This is a genomic window from Paraburkholderia sp. BL6665CI2N2, assembly GCF_004366535.1.
Lineage (GTDB): Bacteria > Pseudomonadota > Gammaproteobacteria > Burkholderiales > Burkholderiaceae > Paraburkholderia.
Genome location: NZ_SORC01000001.1, coordinates 4,094,164 through 4,113,132, shown reverse-complemented (window position 1 = coordinate 4,113,132; position 18,969 = coordinate 4,094,164). Strand labels below are relative to the sequence as shown.

Below are 18,969 nucleotides of genomic sequence, written 5' to 3'. Positions count from 1 at the left end.
AACACCTGCGGCTTCTACAAGGCTTGGCAACACTCGCGGCCTCGACCACGGCCCGCGAAGACGAACAAAAACGACCGCACGAAAAAAACCCGCCACGGTGTCCCGCGGCGGGCTATCCCTGTCCTTCATGCCAGACGCTATCAAGCGCCCGGCGTCTGCTTCGTTATGCGCTGCTTATTTGGCCTTTTCGGCCGAGTTCGTGATGGCGTTGCCACCCTTCGAAATATCCTGCCCGGCCCCCGCCATCGTGTTGCAACCGGCGAGCGCAGCTGTCCCTGCAATGAGAAGCAAAGCGATCAGTCGATTCATGAAAGTTCTCCTTGTCGAGAATGCATTGGTTGACGTGCCCATCTTTACGGCACGCGCCAGCCGAGCTAGCTGTCGTCCGACCGGGGCTTACGCCAGTCGATCCGGTCTGATTGCATGGTAAAAAAAGGGCGGGGGCGGCGCTGTCGGCTGCGCTGCGATTTTGGTGTAGGCGTGCTCCGGTGTTTGCGTCGGCGCACTCCTACAAGTCTGCCGCAACGCGGCGCTTGCCCTAGCTAGACGGAGGTTCGCGAAGGAGTCGCCGGCGGCAGATCGACTGACGGCGTCGCGGTGCTGACGCTCGGCATCTCCACGTGGATGTCGGTGCCGTTCGGCACGCCGCGGCGGATATCGAAGCGCCCGCCATGCGCGGCGACGCGCTGGCGCATGCCCAGCAGCCCGTGGGTGTGCGTGCGCTTCAGATCGGCCGGCATGATGCCGACGCCGTTATCGGCGATATGCAGCGCCACCTGGCCGTCGCCGACCTGCAAGGCGATCGATACCTTCGAAGCTCGCGCGTACTTGGCCGCGTTGGTGAGCGACTCCTGCGCGACGCGGAACAGCGCGATCTCGGTTTGCTCGTCGAGCTTGATGTCGTCGGCGGGCAGGTGCAGGTCGAGCGTCCAGTTGTTGCGCTGCGCGGCTTCGTCGGCGAGCGTGCGCAAGGCGGTGACGAGCCCGAAGTTCGCCAGCACCGTAGGCCGCATATCTTCGATGATGCGGCGCTTCAGCGCGATGCCCTGGTCGAGATTGGCGAGCGCCCGCTTGAGTTTCTCCGCGATGTCCGGCTCGCTGTCCTTCAGCTTGCGGTTGGCCCACGCCACGTCCATTTTGCTCGCCGTCAGAATCGCGCCGAGTTCGTCGTGCAGTTCGCGCGCGAGCTGGGTCTTCTCGTTTTCACTGACCGCCTGCAAGTGCCAGCCGAGCGCCTCGAGCTGCCGGGTGCGTTCGTTGACGAGCTGGTCGAGACTCTCCTGTTGTGTGATCAATTGACGCTGCACGCGTGCCTGGCGATCGATCTGAATGCCGAGATTGCGAAACAGCAGAATGAACAGCACGATGTTCAGCGCCGAGAGACCCGCCGCGCACAGCGTGGAGATGCGCTGATCGCCGCGGCTCGCGGCGAGCGCGTGTTGGGCGCGGCGTTCCTCGTTGTCGCGCAGCAGCGAGAGCGTGCTGTCCACCAGCGACGCGTCGGCCGGGTTAGCCTCGCTCGCGCCGCCGCAAGCGGACAAATCGAGCGGATGGGGCGCCGCGCGTTGCAGCGCGGACGCGCCCGCGCCGATCCGCGCTTCGATCAGCGCAAGAATCTGCGTGAAACTGGCAAGCTCGGCGCTGTCCGCTTTGCCGCCACGGTAGAAGTGGTTCAACGGCTGTTCGCTCTGGCGGATGCGCACCGCGGTCGCGCAGAACTCGTGCGCGGCGGCGTCCTGCTTCGTCAGAAGAAAATCGCTTTGCAGGGCGCTCAGGCGCGACAACTGGCTCGCCAGCGTGCTCAATTGCACGGTGACGTCGCGCGCTTCGAGCGCGGTTTCGTATTCGGCGGCAATGCGCTGGCGCGCGGTCTCGAGTATCACGAGGCCGCCCACGGTAATGACGATCGCCACCGTCATGGCGATCGCCCAACTGCGGTTGTGCATCCAGTGGCTCAGCCGGGCTGCGGCCCCCGGCGCTGTGGAACCGGCTTTATCCGCGTCCGGCACGTTCTGCACATTTGGCACATTGGGCTCCTCTGATGGAGCATCAGTTTAACGTCCGCCGCGTTCGGCGACGGTGCCGTGATCGCGCGGCCGTTGCGGCGCTGCAAGCCGGACCGGCGACGCGGACATGCTCGCCGTAACGCCGCCGTAATCCAATGTAAGCGGATTCTCACACGAAAACCGGCGTGCGTCGGAATGCGCCGCGCGTGGCTGATGGATAGGATGGTCCTGATCGTCCAATCAATGTTTCGGGAGGAAGCCATCATGCTGAAATGGGCGTTGTTCTTCGCCGTCATCGCGGTGATCGCCGGTGTTCTGGGCTTTACCGGTGTCGCGGCAGGCGCGGCGGCGATCGCGAAGTTCCTGTTCATCGTGTTTGTGATTCTGTGCGTGGTGTTCCTCGTGCTGGGCTTCGTGGTGACGAAAAAGATCGTCGATTAGCGCTGCTCGCAGGTAAGTCGCGAGCCGTTTCTGAAGACGGGAGACCGGTTCGCCGGTCAATATTGTGCGCCCATGCCGCGCAGTTACAGCAAGAAGGAGAATCGTCATGCTTCACTATGCCATCGTCTTTTTCGTGATTGCGATCATCGCCGCCGTGTTCGGTTTTACCGGCATTGCAGCGGGTGCGGCCGAAATCGCCAAGATTCTGTTCTACATTTTCCTCGTCGTATTCGTGGTCACGCTGCTGCTCGGCGTGTTCCGAACATAGACGGGTGGCCCGTATTGGCCATCGTTCCTTGTGACTGCGCATCAGGCGCGTTTCGTGCGTGATGCGCAGTTCCCACTCATACCGGATAAAGGAGAAATTCAATGTCGAAGTCATCTACCGCTCAGGGCGCGCCGACTCAATCCAGCGATCCGTTCGTGATGGACCTTCAAAAAATCCGCGAAGACGCACGCAAGCACATGTCGGATGGTCCGGTCACGCAATCGTATGGCGCGGACCGCGAGACGGTGCTGAAGCTGTGTAACGACGCGCTGGCCACCGAAATCGTCTGCGTGCTGCGCTACAAGCGGCACCATTTCATGGCCAAGGGTATCAATTCGGAAGCCGTCGCCGCAGAGTTCGCTGAGCACGCGGCCGAGGAACAGCAACACGCCGACAGCATCGCCGAACGGATCGTGCAACTGGGCGGCGAGCCGGATTTCGCGCCGGACGGTCTGAAGACGCGCTCGCATTCGGAATACAAGGAAGGCGAAAACCTCACGGACATGATCAAGGAGAACCTGATCGCCGAGCGTATTGCGATCGACACGTACCGCGAGATCATTCGTTATCTGGGCGATAAGGACGTGACGACGCGCCGTATGTTCGAAGAGATTCTCGCTGTCGAAGAGGAGCATGCCGACGACATGGCGGACTTGCTCGAAGGCCGCGAGTAAACGAGGGCGCGCGACTGTGCGCGGCGGCGCGCAAAACGTGGAACTTAGACGCGAACAGCGCATTGGGGAAACGTAGCACGGCGGCGAGCGGCAGCGCTGTACATCGCGACCCGCTCGGCCGGTTCAGGCAGCGTGGCGGACGGCGCTGACGGCGCAGATGGGCCGCAAGGTTGCGCGCGCCGGCATGCGCCGCCTGGTTTTTCCCCATCCGGCGGAAGCCATGCCGGAGATCATTACAATGTCTGCTTTGAAGCGATTTCATTGCACGGACACCCAAACCGATGATTCGAGTGCTGATAGCTGACGACCATGCGATCGTCCGAGGTGGCTTCAAACAGTTCGTCGCCGACGAGCCGGATATGTGCGTCGCGGCCGAAGCGGCCACCGGCGACCAGACCATCAGCCTCGTGCGCGAACAGGCCTTCGACGTGGTGCTGCTCGACATCGCGATGCCGGACAAGAATGGCATCGATACCTTACGCGTCATCAAACAGGTGCGCCCTGAACAAGGTGTGCTGATTCTGTCGGGCTACCCGGAGAGCCAGTACGCAATCAATCTGCTGCGCGCGGGCGCGAACGGTTATCTGAACAAAGACTGCGAGCCGGAGGAAATCGTGCGGGCGATTCGCGCGGTGGCGCGCGGGCATCGTTATCTCTCCGAGGCGGTCGCCGACACGCTCGCCGACAACCTCGACAAACCAGCGGCAGGGCGGCCGCACGAAGCACTCTCCGAGCGCGAATTCCAGATTTTCTGCAAGCTCGCGGCGGGGCAGATTCCCACCGACATCGCGGAGGAATTGCATCTGTCCGTGAAGACTGTGAGCACTTACCGGGCTCGCGTGCTGGAGAAAATGCGGTTGGCGAACAATGCCGATCTGACTTATTACGCGATCAAGAACGGCTTGATCGAATAATGCGCGATCGAGATATTCCGATGAACAGCGAATCGAACCCTGTTGTCGACCCGTCCCGCCACGCGCCATTGCGTGTGTTGCTGATCGAGGATTCGCCGCTGATTCGCAGAAGCCTCGTGGAAACGATCGACGCATCCGGATTGCTCAAGGTCGCCGCGTACGCGGATTCCGCGGATCAGGCCATTGCGCTGTTGAGCGACGAATCCTTCGACGCGGTGATCGTCGACCTGCAGTTGAAGCAGGGCTCGGGCGTGCCGGTGCTCGCCTATTTGCAGCGTGAGGGATTGATCGACAGAGTGTTCGCCGCGGTGCTGACCAATCACGCACTGCCCGCTTACCGGGAGCGCTGCGAGCAATATGGCGTGCGGCACTTTTACGACAAGTCGTTCGAATTCGATCGCGTGATCGACGCGCTGCATGAATATGCGTATGCGCGAAGCAGCAAGTAAGCGCTCCGCGCCGCGCAAATAGCGGACTAGCTCACCGCGCGTGCGGGAAGCGCCAGATGATTCCACGCCGCCAGCCCCGCGAACACGATCCCGGCCACGCTCACACCGATCCATCCGAATGCCGGCCAGACCACTGCGCCGACACCGGAGCCGAGTGCTCCGCCGATGAAATACGCCACCATGTACACCGTATTCACGCGGCTGCGCGCGTCCGGCTTGAGCGCGTAGATGCGCGACTGATTGGAAATCTGCGCGGCCTGCACGCCGATATCGAGAATGATCACGCCGACCACCAATCCCGCGATGCTCTTCGCCGATACGCCGAATACGACGAACGAAATCGCCACCAGCACGATAGACAGGGTGATGATCGCGCGCGGTCCACGTCGATCGGAAAACTTGCCGGCGAGCGGCGCGGCCATCGCGCCTGCCGCGCCGACGATACCGAATAGCCCGGCTGCCTGCGGCCCGAGATGAAACGGCGCGCCGGCCAGCAGCAAGGCCAGCACCGACCAGAAGATACTGAATGCCGCAAACAGGGCCGCGCCGGTGAGCGACGCTTCACGCAGTTCGCGATGCTCGACGATCAGATGCCACATCGACACCAGCAGCTTGCCGTAGGGCAGCGTGGAAGTCGGCTGACTCTTCGGCAGACGCATCATGATGACCACCGCCAGCACCAGCAGCGCGACCACGGACGCGCCGAACACCGCGCGCCAGCCGAAATATTCGGCGATTACGCCCGAAGCCGTTCGCGCCAGCAGAATCCCCAGCAGCAAACCGCTCATCACCGTGCCGACCGCGTGGCCGCGTTCGGACGGCGGCGCGATTTCCGCCGCGAACGGCACCGCTTGCTGCGCGATGGTGGCGAGCACGCCGATCGCCAGACTCGCGACGATCAGCACGGTCAGCGTCGGCGCCGCGGCGGCCACGACCAGCGCGATGCAAATGGCGGCGATCTGCAAGAGGATCAGACGACGCCGGTCGAAACGATCGCCGAGCGGCGCAAGCAGCAGCATGCCGGCCGCGTAGCCGAGTTGCGTGACAGCCGGCACGGCGCCGACCCACGACGCGCTGCGCGGAAACGATTGGCGGAAGTCGTCGAGCAGCGGCTGGTTGTAATAGATGTTCGCAACCGAGACACCGGCGATGGTGGCGAGCAGAAACAGCAGGCCGCGCAACGACCGGTCGGCGGAAGCGGGAGTAGACGCGTTGGAAGTGGACATGAGAGGGCGCAGTCGACGGACCGGCCCATGCACGGTCCTCAAGCGTGCCGATCATACCGGAGCACGGCGGATCGTGCTGACGGCGGCGAGACAGAGCGGCCCGCTCGCGCAGCGGCGTCACAACGCCTTGCGGACAAAATGAGATGGAGTTTCGGCTTACGTTCGTAAAATCGGCGCGCCTTATCCGACCGACGCTTTACAAGAACGACTCCATGACCTCGATCACGAAACACGAACCTCGACGCATCGGCGGCTCACTGCTCGTCGCCTTGATTTGCCTGGCGGCGTGGGCGCTCCACACCGCGATCGCAATGCGCGATCCGCTCAAGCTGATGCTCGAATGGGAAGTGCTGGCGGTGTTCGCGCGGCCCGAAACACACGGCTGGTATCGCACCGTGATCGCGATGGTGGGCTGCGACGTGCTCACGGGCGCGTTCATCGTCGCGGGGACGGGCTGGCTGGGGCTGCTCGCATGGCGCAAGTCGCCGCGTTTTACCACGCACGTTCAGGCGTGGCTGCTGGCGATCGTCGTGCTGCGCACCGTCGCGTATCTGCTCGGCGATAACATGACGCACGCGATCGGCATCGACATCGCCATTCCGTACGACGGCTTCATTCAGGCTGTCGTGGCGGCCGCGCTCGGGATTCCGTATTTCAGGCTGTCCCGGCGCGTTCGTGAGACTTTCGTCGACGCCTGACCCGTATGCGTCAATCGATCAGATCGCCTTCGGGCTCATAGAACGGATACGGGCCGTCGGCTTTTTCCACATACGCGTGATGCGTGACGATACCGGTGGCCGGATCGTAGTGATGCAGCGCATACGCGGGCGGTTCCATCATGAACGCGGACGGCGCATCCTCGCGCAGATCGAGCGCGACCTGATGCGCGGGCGCCGGCACCGCGGAGGCGATCGTGCCGCCGAATCGCACGAACATGGGCCGGTGCACATGCCCGCAGATCACCCGCTCCACGTTCGGATAACGCGCGATCAACGCCGCGAGTTTGCCTGCGGCAGCGGGATCGAGCCGCAGTTCGTCCATATGCCCGATGCCGCACACAAACGGCGGATGATGCAACGCGACCACCGTCGGTTTGCCCTGGGCCGCATCGAGTTGCGTGGCGAGCCACGCGAGCCGCGCATCGCATAGATTGCCGGCGCTTTGTCCCGGCACCATCGAATCGAGTGCGATGATCCGCAATGGACCGACATCGACGGCGTATTGCACGAACTCTCCGCCGCTCGCCAATTCCTTGCGATCGGGAAACGCGGCGCGCAACGCAGCACGTTCGTCGTGATTGCCGACCAGCATGAAGTAGGGAATCTCTAGCGGCGCGAGCAGCATCTTCAGGTGTTCGTACTGTTCCGGATCACCCTGATCGACGAGGTCGCCGGTCATGATCACCGCGTCGGGACGCGGCTCGAGCGCATTGAGGGCGGCGACGCAGCGTGCGAGATAGGCGCCGGTGTCGACGCGCCGATAAGCGAGCGCGCCGGGCCGTTTGATATGCAGGTCGCTAATTTGAGCCAGCAGCATGGGGGATGTCCTTTTTATAGCGCGCTATAGAAACAGCGAAAACAGCGCGGCTTCATTACGATAGCGCAATCAGCGCGTCCTGCGCGATGGAAATGCCGACCGGCGTGCCGCGCGCCAATTCCACGCGGCCGGCTACGTCGATCAGCAACGCGTCCGGCGCGGCGCCGCCGATCGTCAGGCGCGTACGCTCACCGAGAAACGCGGTGCTTTCAATATGTCCACGCAATTGCGCGTGAGCCGGATCGGCCAGATAAGCGTCTTCCGGGCGGAAGAAAATCTCGTGCGCCGAGTTAGCATGCACGGAGCCCGCAGGCAGCGGCACGGTGCCGCCGGTGGTACTCAGCATGCCGTCGCGCCGCTCGCCCGCAAGCCGGTTGATTGTGCCGACGAACTGCGCGACCGTCCGGTTGGCGGGACGGTAGTAGATCTCGCGTGGCGAGCCGATCTGTTCGATGCGTCCCGCGCTCATCACGACGATGCGATCGCCCAGTTCCATCGCTTCGGCCTGATCGTGCGTGACGTAGACGGTCGTGATGCCCAGATCGCGCAACAACGTGTTCATTTCGCTGCGCAAGGTGTCGCGCAAACGGGCGTCGAGGGCGGTCAACGGTTCGTCGAGCAGCAGCACGCGCGGCTGCACGGCAAGCGCGCGAGCGAGCGCCACCCGCTGACGCTGGCCGCCGGAAAGCTGATCGATAGGCTTATCGGCGTGAGCCGTGAGACGCATCATGCCGAGCAATTCGTCGACGCGTTGCCGTGCCGTCTCAGCGGGCACGCGCTTGATCTTCAAACCATAGCTGATGTTGCCGCGCACCGTCAGATTCGGAAACAGCGCGTAGCTCTGGAACACCATGCCGACCTGGCGCTTTTCGATCGGCAGTGCGGTGACGTCGTCGTCGCCGAACGCGATGCGGCCGCCGGCGTCCGGTGTCTCCAGACCCGCGATCATGCGCAGCGTCGTGGTTTTGCCGCAGCCGGACGGGCCGAGCAGCACGAGCGTTTCGCCGGCGTCGATATGCAGGTCGAGCGGTTCGAGCACACGTGTGCCGCGAAACGTTTTCGCGCATTGCGTCAGCGTGATGGGAACGGAAGCGAGTTTCATGGCTTGATGGACTTCGAAGGAGGTGCCGCGATGCGTTTTTTTCGCCGCGCTGCGCTGGCCGGTCGCATCGACGCCGAGCCATTGCATCGCGACGAGCAGAGGCATCGTCATGATGAAAAAGAGAATCGTGTAGGCGCTGCCGATCTCGATGCGCAACGACGCGTAAGTGTCGGCGAGACCCACCGGCAGCGTCTTGGTATCGGGCGTGTGCAGCATCCAGGTGAGGTTGAATTCGCCGATCGAAAGCGTCAGCACTGCCAGCGCGCCGGCCACGATGCCGGGCCGCGCGTTCGGCAGCACGATCGTCACGAAGCGTCGAAAGAAGCTCGCGCCGAGACTCGCCGCGCCTTCCTCGAGCGTGCGCAGATCGCTGCTCGCGCAGACTGCCGCGACCGCGCGCACCATGAAGGGCAGCGTGAACACCACGTGCCCGACCACGATGAACGCCACGCTCATGCGGAACATCGTGAAGCCGCCGTAGACCACCAGCAGCGCGAGCGCGGACGCGAGACCGGGCAGCGCGATCGGCAGCACCAGAAACTCTTCGATGATGCGCGAGAGCCGCGTCTTGCTGCGCGCGAGCACATAGCCCGCGGGCACACCGGTCAGCAGCGTGATGAGCAAGGTGGCCGCCGCCACTTCGAGCGAGAGAAACACCGAGCTGTGATACTGCGTCCACACTTCGCCGAGCCAGCGCAGCGTGAGGCCGCTCGACACGCCCTTGAAGTAGTTGACCGTCAGGCCCGCCATGATCGACATGACGACCGGCACGATCAGGAACGCGCACAGCAGCAGCGTGACGAGCCATTGGCCGGTTGCGAGCCACGTCCTTGCGTCCGGCCGGCGAAGCCGAGAGCGAGGCTTCGCTGACGGTTGTAGAGAGGTTGTGATGGAGTTCATTAAAGTCCTGTCCTCCGCCTTGGAAGCCGCAGGTTTTGAAACGCCGTTCATGCGCTTGCCGCCACGGCCGAGCCGCTCACGCTGCGCGCCAGCGCCAGCACGGCCCACGTCACGATGCCGAGCACGATCGAAAGCCCCGCGGCCGTCACCATGTTCGCGTTGAGGGTGAACTCGGTGTAGATGGTCATCGGCAGCACGTCGATGTCGGTGGCGAGCGTGAACGCGGTGCCGAATGCGCCCATCGCGGTGGCGAAGCACACGGCGCCCGCCGCGATCAGGCCGGGCGAGAGCGCGGGCAACACGATGTCGCGCGTGATGCGCCACGGCGACGCGCCGAGCGAACGCGCGGCTTCTTCGAGCGATGCATCGAGCTTGGTCGCCGAGGCCATGACGGTGACGATCACGCGCGGAATCGAGAAGTACAGATAGCCGAGAAAGAGGCCGCTCATCGAATACGCGAACACCCAGCGCTCGCCCGTGAGTTTCAGCGAAAGCGCGCCGATCAGCCCCTGGCGTCCCGCCAGCATGATGACCATGAAGCCGACCACCACGCCGGGAAACGCCAGCGGAAACGTGAGCAACGCAAGCAGCGTGCGCTTCAGAGGAAACTCGCGCCGCGCCAGCAGCAGACCCGCGATCACCGAGAGCACCAGCGTCGCGGCCGTGACCGCCGCGGACAGCAGCACGGTCGCGCCGAGACTCGACATGTAGCGCGGATTCGTCAGCATCGCGCGATAGGTGGCGAACGCGTGGCCGTCGCCGCTCAGCTGCGCGAGCGCGCCCATCGGCAGCAGCCAGAAGGCGATGAACACTGCCAGCGCCGGCGCGAGCAACGCGATGCGCCAGCGCAGCGGAAACGTGATGTCGTTCAATGCATCACCTGCAGATAACGCTCGCCGAAGCTCGACTGCTTTTCGGCCATCTTGCCGAAGTCGACAGGTTTTGCGCGCGCATAGTCGCTGGCCGGCAGGAATTTCGCGGCGGTTTCGGGGCTCATCGCATTCGGGCGCACCGGACGCAGGTAGGCGTCGGCCCACAGCTTCTGGCCTTCGTCGGAGAGTACGAAGTCGAGCACCTTCTTGCCGTTTGCTTCGTGCGGCGCGCCTTTGACGAGGCTCATCACGTACGGCACCGAGATCGTGCCTTCCTTCGGAATCACGAATTCGACGTTCGCGTGATCCTTGTATTTCGCGCGATAGGCGTCGAAATCGTAGTCGAGCAGGATCGGAATTTCACCGGACATCACGCGCGCGTAAGCGGTCTGCTTCGGCACGATCGGCGCGTTGGCCTTCAGCTTGCGAAACCAGTCGAGGCCCGGTTCGAAGTTATCGAGCGTACCGCCGAGCGCCTGATTCACCGCGACCGCGCCCGCATAGCCGACGAATGCGCTCGACGGATCGAGATAGCCGATCATGCCTTTGTACTCAGGCTTGAGCAGATCCGCCCACGAGCGCGGCACCGGTTTGCCTTCAAGTGCGTCCTTGTTGACGAAAAAGCCCAGCGTGCCCGAGTGAATCGAGAACCAGTAGCCTTGCGGGTCCTTCAGGTTGGCGGGAATGTCGTCCCAATGCGCCGGCTTGTATGGCTGGATCAAGCCCTTGTCCTTCGCCTGGAAGGCCGACGAAACGCCGAGATACACGACGTCGGCGACCGGACTCTTCTGCTCGGCCATGAGTTGCGCGATCGACTGGCCGGAGTTCTTGTTGTCGAACGGCACGCGAATGCCGGTCTTTTGCTGGATCGCCTTGATCTGACTTGCCCAGTCGGCCCATTCGGGCGGGCAGTTGTAGCAGATGGCGGTTTCGTCGGCGTGCGCTGCTTGCGGTGCGAGCGCGACGAGCGCGGCGGCGACCACCGTGCCGGCCGACAGCGCGGCGGCTATGCGGCGCGTGAGGCAGCGCCAGAGCGGTCTGATCGGTTTGATGGGCGAAGCGAAATGGCTGGCAGAGCGGATCACTGCGGGTCTCCTGGAGAAGAAGGGAGCGGGTGGTTCGGGTTTTGGGTTGGGTGACTCAAAGTCGTGTTGCAGGACAGCGGGTTAAACGTTTTCATGCCGGCACGTGTGGATGCATTTCACGCGTGTTAACCAATGGCGCTTTGCCTGGCGCTTCAGGCGATCGGCCGCTCGGCGGATAGGGATGTACGCGCGGGCGTTGCGTCGTCACGGCTCGAAATCGCCGCGATCGTGGCGCCCTGGCGCAAGCTGTGCGGCAAGGTCAACCTGAGAGAGGCTTCGCTCAACGCTTCGTGAGTGCCGGTGACGCGCGCCAGCAAACGCCGCCAGGCCGCGCAGCCGATCTCGCGATTCGGCGCGCAGATGCTGGCGAGCGCGGGCGACAGCAGCTCGCCCATTGCGAGGCCGTCGAAGCCGAGAATCGACATGTCGTGCGGAATCTGCAGACGCGCGCGGCGCAGGCCGCGCATGACCACCATCGCCAGCAGATCGTTACTGCAGAAGAGGGCGCTCGGGCGGTTCGGGCCGCTCGTCAGATGAGCGAGCACCGAGGGCGCCAGTTCTTCCGCATTGAAATCGACTTCGAGCGCGGGCGCCGGCGTGAGGCCGGCTTGCTGCATGGCCTGCGAGTAGCCGAGATGCCGCTGACGGGCGCGATCCGAGGCGGCCAGCGTGCCCGCGAGCATGAGGATGCGGCGATGGCCGTGCGCGATCAGCATGCGCACGCCGTCGTAGGCGGCCAGACGATTGTCGACCGAGACCGACGGACGACGCACCGTGTCGTTATGCATCAGCACGTAGAGCAGCCCCGCGCGGTCGAGTTCGTCGAGCAGCGGGTGCGTGTCGGCGTCGGCGACAGTCAGGATCAGGCCTTCGACGCGGTGCTCGCGCAGCGTTTCGATGGCGTGGCGTTCGCGGTCGGCGTCGTACTGCGTGGTCATCAGCATGAGCCGGTAGCCTTGCGCCGACGCCAGTTCGTCGATGCCCTGCAGGCACTCGGCGAACACGGGATTGGCGAGCGTCGGCAGGACCACGCCGATCAGGCGCGTGCGTTCGCCGCGCAATTGCCGGCCGAGCGGGCTCGGGCGGAAGTTTAGGGCGTCGATGGACCGACGCACCTTGTCCAGTGTGACCGGGTTGACGGTGTGCGGCGCGTTGATCGCGCGCGACACGGTGGCGATGGAGAAGCCGGCGTGCGCAGCGACATCTTTGATCGTCGGGATCATGGGTTTCCGCTCGGGATGTAAACGTTTTCGTGAGCGGATTATCGGGAAAATTTGTGACTTGAGGATGACGCCGGTATTCGCGGTTGCGGCGTGTGGAACTTGAGACGGGCGGAGCGTCGACGGGCGGTTTGGTACGCCCGGCGGGCAATGGTAGAATTCGCGTCCACACGCGTTTCGACGCCCGCCGGGGTGATGAAATTGGTAAACATAGCGGACTTAAAATCCGCCGCCTCACGGCTTGTCGGTTCGAGTCCGATCCCCGGCACCAAGTCATATCCCAAGACATCCTGAGAACTATCGAAAAACCCGTTGAGTCATGGGTTTGCGGGAAGTATCGAGGGATTCGCTCGCGCGCGCGGCACACCAGCGCGCCCAGTCAAACGGGCACTATGTTGCGCGAAATGATTTTCTGCCGGAACGTCTTCACAATCGCGCGCAAGGAGTGGAAGTGGATCGACACGAACCCCTTCACGGATGTCTGCGAGCCACCGGACGGTTCTCCGCGTGAGCGGCGCCGGATCCTCGGAAAGAAACGCGACGAATCATGCGCTGGCTCGTCTATCGGACCGGGCAGGAGCCGGAAACCAAAAATCGGGAGGTCTCGCGCCTATATGGCGGCGTTGCGCGGCGGTACACGGCCAAGGAACTGCTTGGCTTGGGCAAAGAGACGCTCAATTGAAGACCGGTTTCGGCCAAGTCTATGTCTACTCTGTTCGGCAACGCAAAGATCGGTCTCGGTAATGCCGATCTGACTTGTTGCGATTGGAGCATGATCTCGACGTTGTTACTAACAATCAATGACTTATGGAGTATTTTTAGGACGCAAGTTTATCTTGCAACCGGTAGTTGTAGACCCCATAATTGCTTTGTAGCGGCGTTGCGGTTTAAATAGCTCCGCCCGGATCAACCTGCGACAAATCAGCGCCGACAATCGTAAGCGTACTTGTAAGTACGTCAGGCCCGGGTACCGCACTATTCCATAGCCTCCCAATTGGGAGGCTATTTTTATATGGCGAAAACAATTTATCTGGATGAGAGTGGGTGTTTGGGCTGGAAGCTGGAGGAAGCGTATGGGCGCGGAGGATCCAGCAGGCACTTCACGCTCGCCGCAGCGGTGCTTCCCGAGGGGGAGGATGCAGTCTTAAATCGCGTTGTCCGCGGCATTTATAAGCGGCGCGGCCGTCCCATCAAGAACGAAATAAAATCCGTTTCACTCTCGCCTGCTGAGCGTGACAATTTTGCGCGACAGTTGGCCGCCATCAAGCGGGACCGGGCCGGTTTTCAATTCGCAACCATAACGGTGAGGAAAGAGAACGTTTCGGCCGGTTTCCGGCGTCATCCGAATGGGCTCTACAACTACATGGTTGGGCTTCTGTTGCTCGAGATGATGGCGCAAGAGCAGTCCGTTGCTTTCATCCCGGACGCACGTAGCGTCCGCATCGAACTCAAGCATGCCATGCACGATTATCTATGCACGAAGCTATCCGCATTGGGTGCTGACACCTTCCTTGAGACGACGCCTTGGGAGAGCAAGGACTCGCTGGGCCTTCAGTTCGTCGACATCTTGGCGGGCGTCGTTTGGGGAAACCATGAATTCAGGACCGGCAATGCCTACAGGATCGTCTCTCCTCATGTCAGGCAGAAGCGATTGTTCTTCGATCCGCCCCAAAAGGCAACTCTGATTGATGCCGAGCGGGCGACCTATCAAGCGCTCGACTTCGACCCAAACGTCGCCTGATTTAAAAGCCTAGCCCCGCGCTGGGCTTTTTTGCATCTGGGCAGTTGGCCAACATTCCGGGTGAGCGTTGCATCAGTACCGTGATTGACAGCAGTGCCCGTCCGCAGACGTGTCAGACTGACGCCGGATGAAGCGAAGCGGCGACGCGCCATCGCGACAAGCTCGGCGACGACGAGATAACAAGCAGCTTTTGCTTCCATAACGCTGACCGAGCTGAGCGTTCCGCATTCAAGTCATACAGACGCCTCACGCAGTCGAAGGCAGGTCAGACGCACGAAAATGTCAGCTCCGCCTCCTGAGGCGTCCAGCCACGGACGCCATGCGTCTGCATGTCCACCGAGTGCATTTGCTTGCCTTGCCGGCTGCAGTACTCGTCGGCACGTTTCAGGCTTGACGCCTTTACTTCGCCCCATGGTGTCATGCCGCCGCGGACTTGGGTCGTGACGGTGTAGTTACCGTCGCCGGCCGGTGTCACGTCAGTTATGGTTGTGCATGCGGCGAGCATGGTCAGTGCCGCCAAGGTTGCTTGCGTTTTCATGTGATTCCCGTTGTTTGCGGGATTGTGAGGCTATTGGGCTGGCGACCGCAAGCGGCGCGTCGCGAATCGTTTCAAAGCCGAAGGGCACGTTCATCTCGAAGATCTTTGCGGAATTGAAAAGTCTTTTCGTGCGTCGTCGAGCCGCATGATCCCGGGAAGAGCCGCGGTCCCGCATGTCCTGGTGGCTTCAACTACCGTCATACCATAGTGAAGCGAGTGGGTCAGGAAGTGAAACTATTCGTCGCGCCAGTCCACCAGTTCGCCATCCAGCCAGATCACGCCGTCACGGTCATGCACTGAAATTTTCATAGCGCCTGTTCGAAAAATCGAGAAGACGAAACAGGCCGCGAGTCGCCCCCATCGGCCCGGTATTCCGCAAGCCACCGCTCGCGCTTCGCTGCCGCGGCAAGCACGTTGCGCTCCTTCACATGACCGAAGCCGCGAATCTCCTCGGGCAGATTGGCGAGTTTCATTGCCGTATCGAATCGGGCGGTATCGAGCGTTGCGCAGAGTTCGTCGATCAACGCGAAATACTGCACGATCAGCTCACGCTCATTGCGCCGCTCTTCCGTCTTGCCGAACACGTCGAACGTCGTGCCGCGCAGGAACTTGAATTTTTCGAGCACGCGGAACAACGTGAGGGTCCATTGGCCGAAGCGTTGCTTAGTCAGGTGGCCGTGCTCGTCGCGTCTGGCGAGCAATGGCGGCGCGAGATGAAACGCGAGCTTGTAATCGCGGCCCGGCTCGCCTTCGAACTGGGCCCGCAGCTTGTCCATGTAAGCCGGATCCGCATGGAGACGGGCCACTTCGTACTCGTCCTTATAGGTCATCAGTTTCGCCAGATTGCGCGCGACCACCGGCGTAAGGCGAGGTTTTGCCGCGCCCATAACCGCCGTTTCCTTCGCGCGTAGCCGCTCGACCGCTTCGACATAACGAGCCGCATACCGAGGGTTCTGGTAGGCACTCAACCGCTCGGTGTTGCGCTCGATCAACCGGTCCAGCGACTCCGGCATCTGCACGACAATGGCCTGTTGTCTGGCGGGCTGCGGCGTAAAAGCATCCGCGGCGGCTTCACCGTGCTGTGCGACATAGCGGCCCCATTCGAACGCCAGGCGATTTTTTTCGACGGCCACGCCGTTCAGTTCGATCGCGCGATCGAGACTGTCGTAACCGAGCGGCAGCCAGCCGCGTTGCCAGACAAAGCCGAGCAGCATCGGATTGGCATAGAGCGTGTCGCCCAGCAGCGCCAGCGCGAGACGATTGGCGTCGATGAAGTCGCAGTCGTCGCCGATGCTCCCGCGCAGGTCCTGTTGCGTCTGATCGGCCGGGAAACTCCATTGGGGGTCACGCACGAACTGCGCGGTCGGCGTGGCGCCGCTGTTGATCGCCGCTTTCGTGATGCCGCGTTGCGTGCGCGCCAGCACTTCAGCGGAAGCGGAGACGATCGCATCGCAGCCGAGAATCAGCCGCGCTTCACCGGCCGCAATCCGCGTGGCGTGCAATTGCTCGGGTGCCGCCGCGATCTGCACATGACTGAGCACGGCGCCGCCTTTCTGTGCGAGCCCGGCCATGTCGAGCACGGTGACACCTTTGTTTTCCAAGTGAGCCGCCATGCCCAGCAAGCCGCCGATCGTCACGACGCCGGTTCCGCCGACGCCTGTCACGAGCACGCCGTACGGCTTCGCGAGTGAAGCAATCGCGGGCCGAGGCAGCGCCGCAAAATCGGGCAATGCAGCCGCGGATTCGGGTTTGGCGGGCTTCTTCACCTGTGCGCCTTCCGCCGTGACGAAACTCGGGCAGAAGCCCTTCACGCACGAAAAATCCTTATTGCACGACGACTGGTTGATCTTGCGCTTGGTGCCGAGCGGCGTTTGCAGCGGCTCGACCGACAGACAGTTCGATTGCACCGAACAGTCGCCGCAACCTTCGCATACCGCATCGTTGATAAAGGCGCGCTTCGCGGGATCAGGATACGTGCCGCGTTTGCGGCGCCGGCGTTTTTCGGTTGCACAGGTCTGGTCGTAGATCAGAATCGAGGTGCCCGTCATCTCGCGCAACTCGCGCTGCAAGCGATCGAGTTCGTCCCGGTGATGGACCTTCACGCCGTCTGGAAGGCGAATGCTCGCGTCGTATTTTTCCGGCTCGTCGGTCACGATCAGCACGTGCTTCGCGCCTTCCGCAATGACCTGAAACGCGATCTGCGGGACGGTGAGCACGCCGTCCACCGGCTGGCCGCCGGTCATCGCGACCGCGTCGTTGTAAAGCACCTTGTAAGTGACGTTCGCGCCGGCCGCAATCGAAGCGCGGATCGCGAGCAGACCCGAATGGAAGTAGGTGCCGTCGCCCAGATTGACGAACACGTGGCGCTCATTCGTGAAGTGCATCTGGCCGGTCCACGCGACGCCTTCGCCGCCCATCTGACTGAAGGTCTCCGTGTTGCGGTCCATCCACATCGACATGTAGTGGCAGCCGATGCCCGCCAGTGCGCGCGAGCCTTCCGGCACACGTGTCGAGGTGTTGTGTGGACAGCCCGAACAGAACCACGGTTGGCGCTCCGTCACGGAACGCGGCGTGGCCGCCTCGCGTTCCTTGGCCTCGATCACCGCAACGCGCGCTTCGATTCGCGCCCGCAGATCGGCGGGCAGATCGGCTTTGGCGAGGCGCCGGGCGATCGCTTTCGCGATCAAGGCGGGCGACAGTTCGTAGTGCGCGGGCAGCAGCGTCTGCCCACGCGGCACGGACCATTCACCGCCTTCGTCGTCGCGCTGATCGAACTTGCCGAATACCTTTGGACGCACGTCGTCGCGCCAGTTATACAGTTCCTCCTTGAGCGCATATTCGAGAATCTGGCGTTTTTCTTCCACCACCAGAATCTCGTCGAGTCCGGTTGCGAAGTCGCGTGCGTTCTGCGCATCGAGCGGCCATACGCAGCCCACTTTCAGCACGCGGATGCCGACGCGGGCGCAGGTTTCGTCGTCGAGCGAGAGGTCGGCGAGCGCCTGCCGCACGTCGAGATAGGCCTTGCCCGCGGTCATGATGCCAAGGCGTGGGTTGGGGCTGTCGATCACCACGCGGTTCAGCCTGTTCGCGCGAATGTAGGCGAGCGCCGCGTACCACTTATAGTTCAGCAGACGCGCTTCCTGCGCGAGCGGCGGGTCGGGCCAGCGGATATTGAGGCCGCCTTCGGGCATGTCGAAATCTTCCGGCAGGACGATCTGCAAACGGTCCGGATCGATGTCGATCGACGCGCTCGATTCGACCACGTCGGTGACGCATTTCATCGCCACCCACAAACCCGCGTAGCGGCTCATGGCCCAGCCGTGCAGACCGTAGTCGAGATACTCCTGCACGCTCGACGGATATAGCACCGGAATGCCGCTTGCCACGAACATATGCTCCGACTGATGCGCGACCGACGACGACTTCGCCGCATGGTCGTCGCCCGCCAGCACCAGCACGCCGCCGTTCGGATCGGTGCCGGCCGCATTCGCGTGCTTGAAGACGTCGCCGCTGCGATCGACGCCCGGCCCCTTGCCGTACCACATGCCGAATACACCGTCGACCTGCGCGCCCGGCCAGAGATTGAGCTGCTGCGTGCCCCACACGGCAGTCGCGGCGAGATCCTCGTTAACCCCTGGTTGGAACACGACATCATGTTCCTTCAGATGTTGCTTCGCTTTCCAGAGACCCTGATCGAGCGCGCCGAGCGGCGAGCCGCGATAGCCGGACACGTAGCCCGCGGTGTTGAGGCCGGCGCGGCGGTCGCGCGCCTTCTGCAGCATCGGCAGCCGCACCAGCGCCTGAGTGCCGCTCATATAGACGCGGCCCTTTTCCAGCGTGTATTTGTCGTCGAGCGATACCGAGGCAGGCGCGTCACGTAGCGGGGGCGTCAGCGGGGCGTTCATGGGGAAGTCTCCGGGGGCTTTTATTAGAGGCGGAGTATAGGAAGCGGAATTTCCAACGTAAAATCACGAATACCGAATCCTGCTATTCGAAA

At 62.7% G+C, this 18,969-nt stretch carries 18 protein-coding genes, 1 tRNA gene and 1 pseudogene; 9 read left to right on the top strand and 11 right to left on the bottom strand.

All coding sequences use genetic code 11. The features are described from left to right. Positions 1-174: 174 nt before the first annotated feature. A complete protein-coding gene (locus tag B0G81_RS18315) occupies positions 175-309 on the bottom strand; it encodes an entericidin A/B family lipoprotein (protein WP_106279338.1) in 135 nt (44 codons plus the stop codon). Positions 310-542: 233 nt separating this feature from the next. Then, the gene (locus B0G81_RS18310; RefSeq protein ID WP_134137885.1) at positions 543-2,027 is read right to left on the bottom strand and encodes a sensor histidine kinase; all 1,485 of its coding nucleotides are present in this window, start codon (positions 2,025-2,027) and stop codon (positions 543-545) included. A 243-nt stretch (positions 2,028-2,270) separates the two neighbouring features. On the opposite strand from B0G81_RS18310, the gene B0G81_RS18305 reads away from it, so the two are divergent. The 5 genes from B0G81_RS18305 (at position 2,271) to B0G81_RS18285 (ending at position 4,752) form a co-directional block, all read left to right on the top strand. Continuing rightward, positions 2,271-2,447: a DUF1328 domain-containing protein gene (locus tag B0G81_RS18305; RefSeq protein ID WP_106279750.1), complete on the top strand. Its 177-nt coding sequence runs from the start codon at positions 2,271-2,273 to the stop codon at positions 2,445-2,447. 106 nt (positions 2,448-2,553) lie between these two features. Further along, positions 2,554-2,715: a DUF1328 family protein gene (locus tag B0G81_RS18300; protein ID WP_006052455.1), complete on the top strand. Its 162-nt coding sequence runs from the start codon at positions 2,554-2,556 to the stop codon at positions 2,713-2,715. 101 nt (positions 2,716-2,816) lie between these two features. After that, a complete protein-coding gene (locus B0G81_RS18295) occupies positions 2,817-3,389 on the top strand; it encodes a ferritin-like domain-containing protein (protein ID WP_106279342.1) in 573 nt (190 codons plus the stop codon). A gap of 281 nt (positions 3,390-3,670) precedes the next feature. Beyond that, a complete protein-coding gene (locus B0G81_RS18290) occupies positions 3,671-4,303 on the top strand; it encodes a response regulator transcription factor (protein ID WP_012433643.1) in 633 nt (210 codons plus the stop codon). Between the two features lie 20 nt (positions 4,304-4,323). Further along, positions 4,324-4,752: a response regulator gene (locus B0G81_RS18285; protein WP_134137884.1), complete on the top strand. Its 429-nt coding sequence runs from the start codon at positions 4,324-4,326 to the stop codon at positions 4,750-4,752. A gap of 26 nt (positions 4,753-4,778) precedes the next feature. Here the strand turns inward: B0G81_RS18285 and B0G81_RS18280 are convergent, their stop codons facing one another. Beyond that, entirely contained in the window at positions 4,779-5,978 is a 1,200-nt protein-coding gene (locus B0G81_RS18280) for an MFS transporter (RefSeq protein WP_134137883.1), read from the bottom strand. A gap of 212 nt (positions 5,979-6,190) precedes the next feature. Here B0G81_RS18280 and B0G81_RS18275 point away from each other — a divergent pair, with 212 nt between their 5' ends. Further along, on the top strand, positions 6,191-6,676 hold the full coding sequence (locus tag B0G81_RS18275) for a DUF2569 domain-containing protein (protein ID WP_134137882.1): 486 nt from the start codon (positions 6,191-6,193) through the stop codon (positions 6,674-6,676). 10 nt (positions 6,677-6,686) lie between these two features. On the opposite strand, the gene B0G81_RS18270 is transcribed toward B0G81_RS18275, so the two are convergent. The 6 genes and pseudogenes from B0G81_RS18270 to B0G81_RS18245 form a co-directional block, all read right to left on the bottom strand. Next, the gene (locus B0G81_RS18270) at positions 6,687-7,514 is read right to left on the bottom strand and encodes a phosphodiesterase (protein WP_134137881.1); all 828 of its coding nucleotides are present in this window, start codon (positions 7,512-7,514) and stop codon (positions 6,687-6,689) included. Positions 7,515-7,569: 55 nt separating this feature from the next. Further along, positions 7,570-8,616 carry an ABC transporter ATP-binding protein gene (locus B0G81_RS18265; RefSeq protein WP_134143155.1) on the bottom strand — a complete coding sequence of 349 codons (1,047 nt, stop codon included), beginning with the start codon at positions 8,614-8,616 and terminating at the stop codon, positions 7,570-7,572. Between the two features lie 36 nt (positions 8,617-8,652). Further along, positions 8,653-9,516 (bottom strand): annotated as a pseudogene (locus tag B0G81_RS18260) (ABC transporter permease); the annotation flags it as partial. A gap of 47 nt (positions 9,517-9,563) precedes the next feature. Then, on the bottom strand, positions 9,564-10,388 hold the full coding sequence (locus B0G81_RS18255) for an ABC transporter permease (protein ID WP_106279350.1): 825 nt from the start codon (positions 10,386-10,388) through the stop codon (positions 9,564-9,566). Next, positions 10,385-11,473, bottom strand: coding sequence for an ABC transporter substrate-binding protein (locus B0G81_RS18250; RefSeq protein WP_134137880.1), 1,089 nt, complete (start codon positions 11,471-11,473; stop codon positions 10,385-10,387). Before B0G81_RS18250 ends, B0G81_RS18255 begins: the two co-directional genes overlap by 4 nt. 152 nt (positions 11,474-11,625) lie before the next feature. Continuing rightward, positions 11,626-12,696 (bottom strand): LacI family DNA-binding transcriptional regulator, encoded by a 1,071-nt coding sequence (locus B0G81_RS18245; protein WP_116117749.1) that lies wholly within the window; start codon positions 12,694-12,696, stop codon positions 11,626-11,628. 183 nt (positions 12,697-12,879) lie between these two features. Between B0G81_RS18245 and B0G81_RS18240 the strand changes: the two genes are divergently transcribed. The 3 genes from B0G81_RS18240 (at position 12,880) to B0G81_RS18235 (ending at position 14,434) form a co-directional block, all read left to right on the top strand. Next, positions 12,880-12,964, top strand: a tRNA-Leu gene (locus B0G81_RS18240). Positions 12,965-13,240: 276 nt separating this feature from the next. Continuing rightward, positions 13,241-13,375, top strand: a complete 135-nt coding sequence (locus tag B0G81_RS45395) for a hypothetical protein (protein ID WP_277872784.1) — start codon at positions 13,241-13,243, stop codon at positions 13,373-13,375. A gap of 330 nt (positions 13,376-13,705) precedes the next feature. Next, entirely contained in the window at positions 13,706-14,434 is a 729-nt protein-coding gene (locus tag B0G81_RS18235; RefSeq protein WP_181196507.1) for a DUF3800 domain-containing protein, read from the top strand. Between the two features lie 265 nt (positions 14,435-14,699). Here B0G81_RS18235 and B0G81_RS18230 read toward each other — a convergent pair whose 3' ends face one another. Continuing rightward, complete coding sequence (locus tag B0G81_RS18230) at positions 14,700-14,972, bottom strand: hypothetical protein (protein WP_106279356.1); 273 nt, start codon at positions 14,970-14,972, stop codon at positions 14,700-14,702. A gap of 305 nt (positions 14,973-15,277) precedes the next feature. Next, positions 15,278-18,877 (bottom strand): indolepyruvate ferredoxin oxidoreductase family protein, encoded by a 3,600-nt coding sequence (locus tag B0G81_RS18220; RefSeq protein WP_134137878.1) that lies wholly within the window; start codon positions 18,875-18,877, stop codon positions 15,278-15,280. Positions 18,878-18,969: the final 92 nt, after the last annotated feature.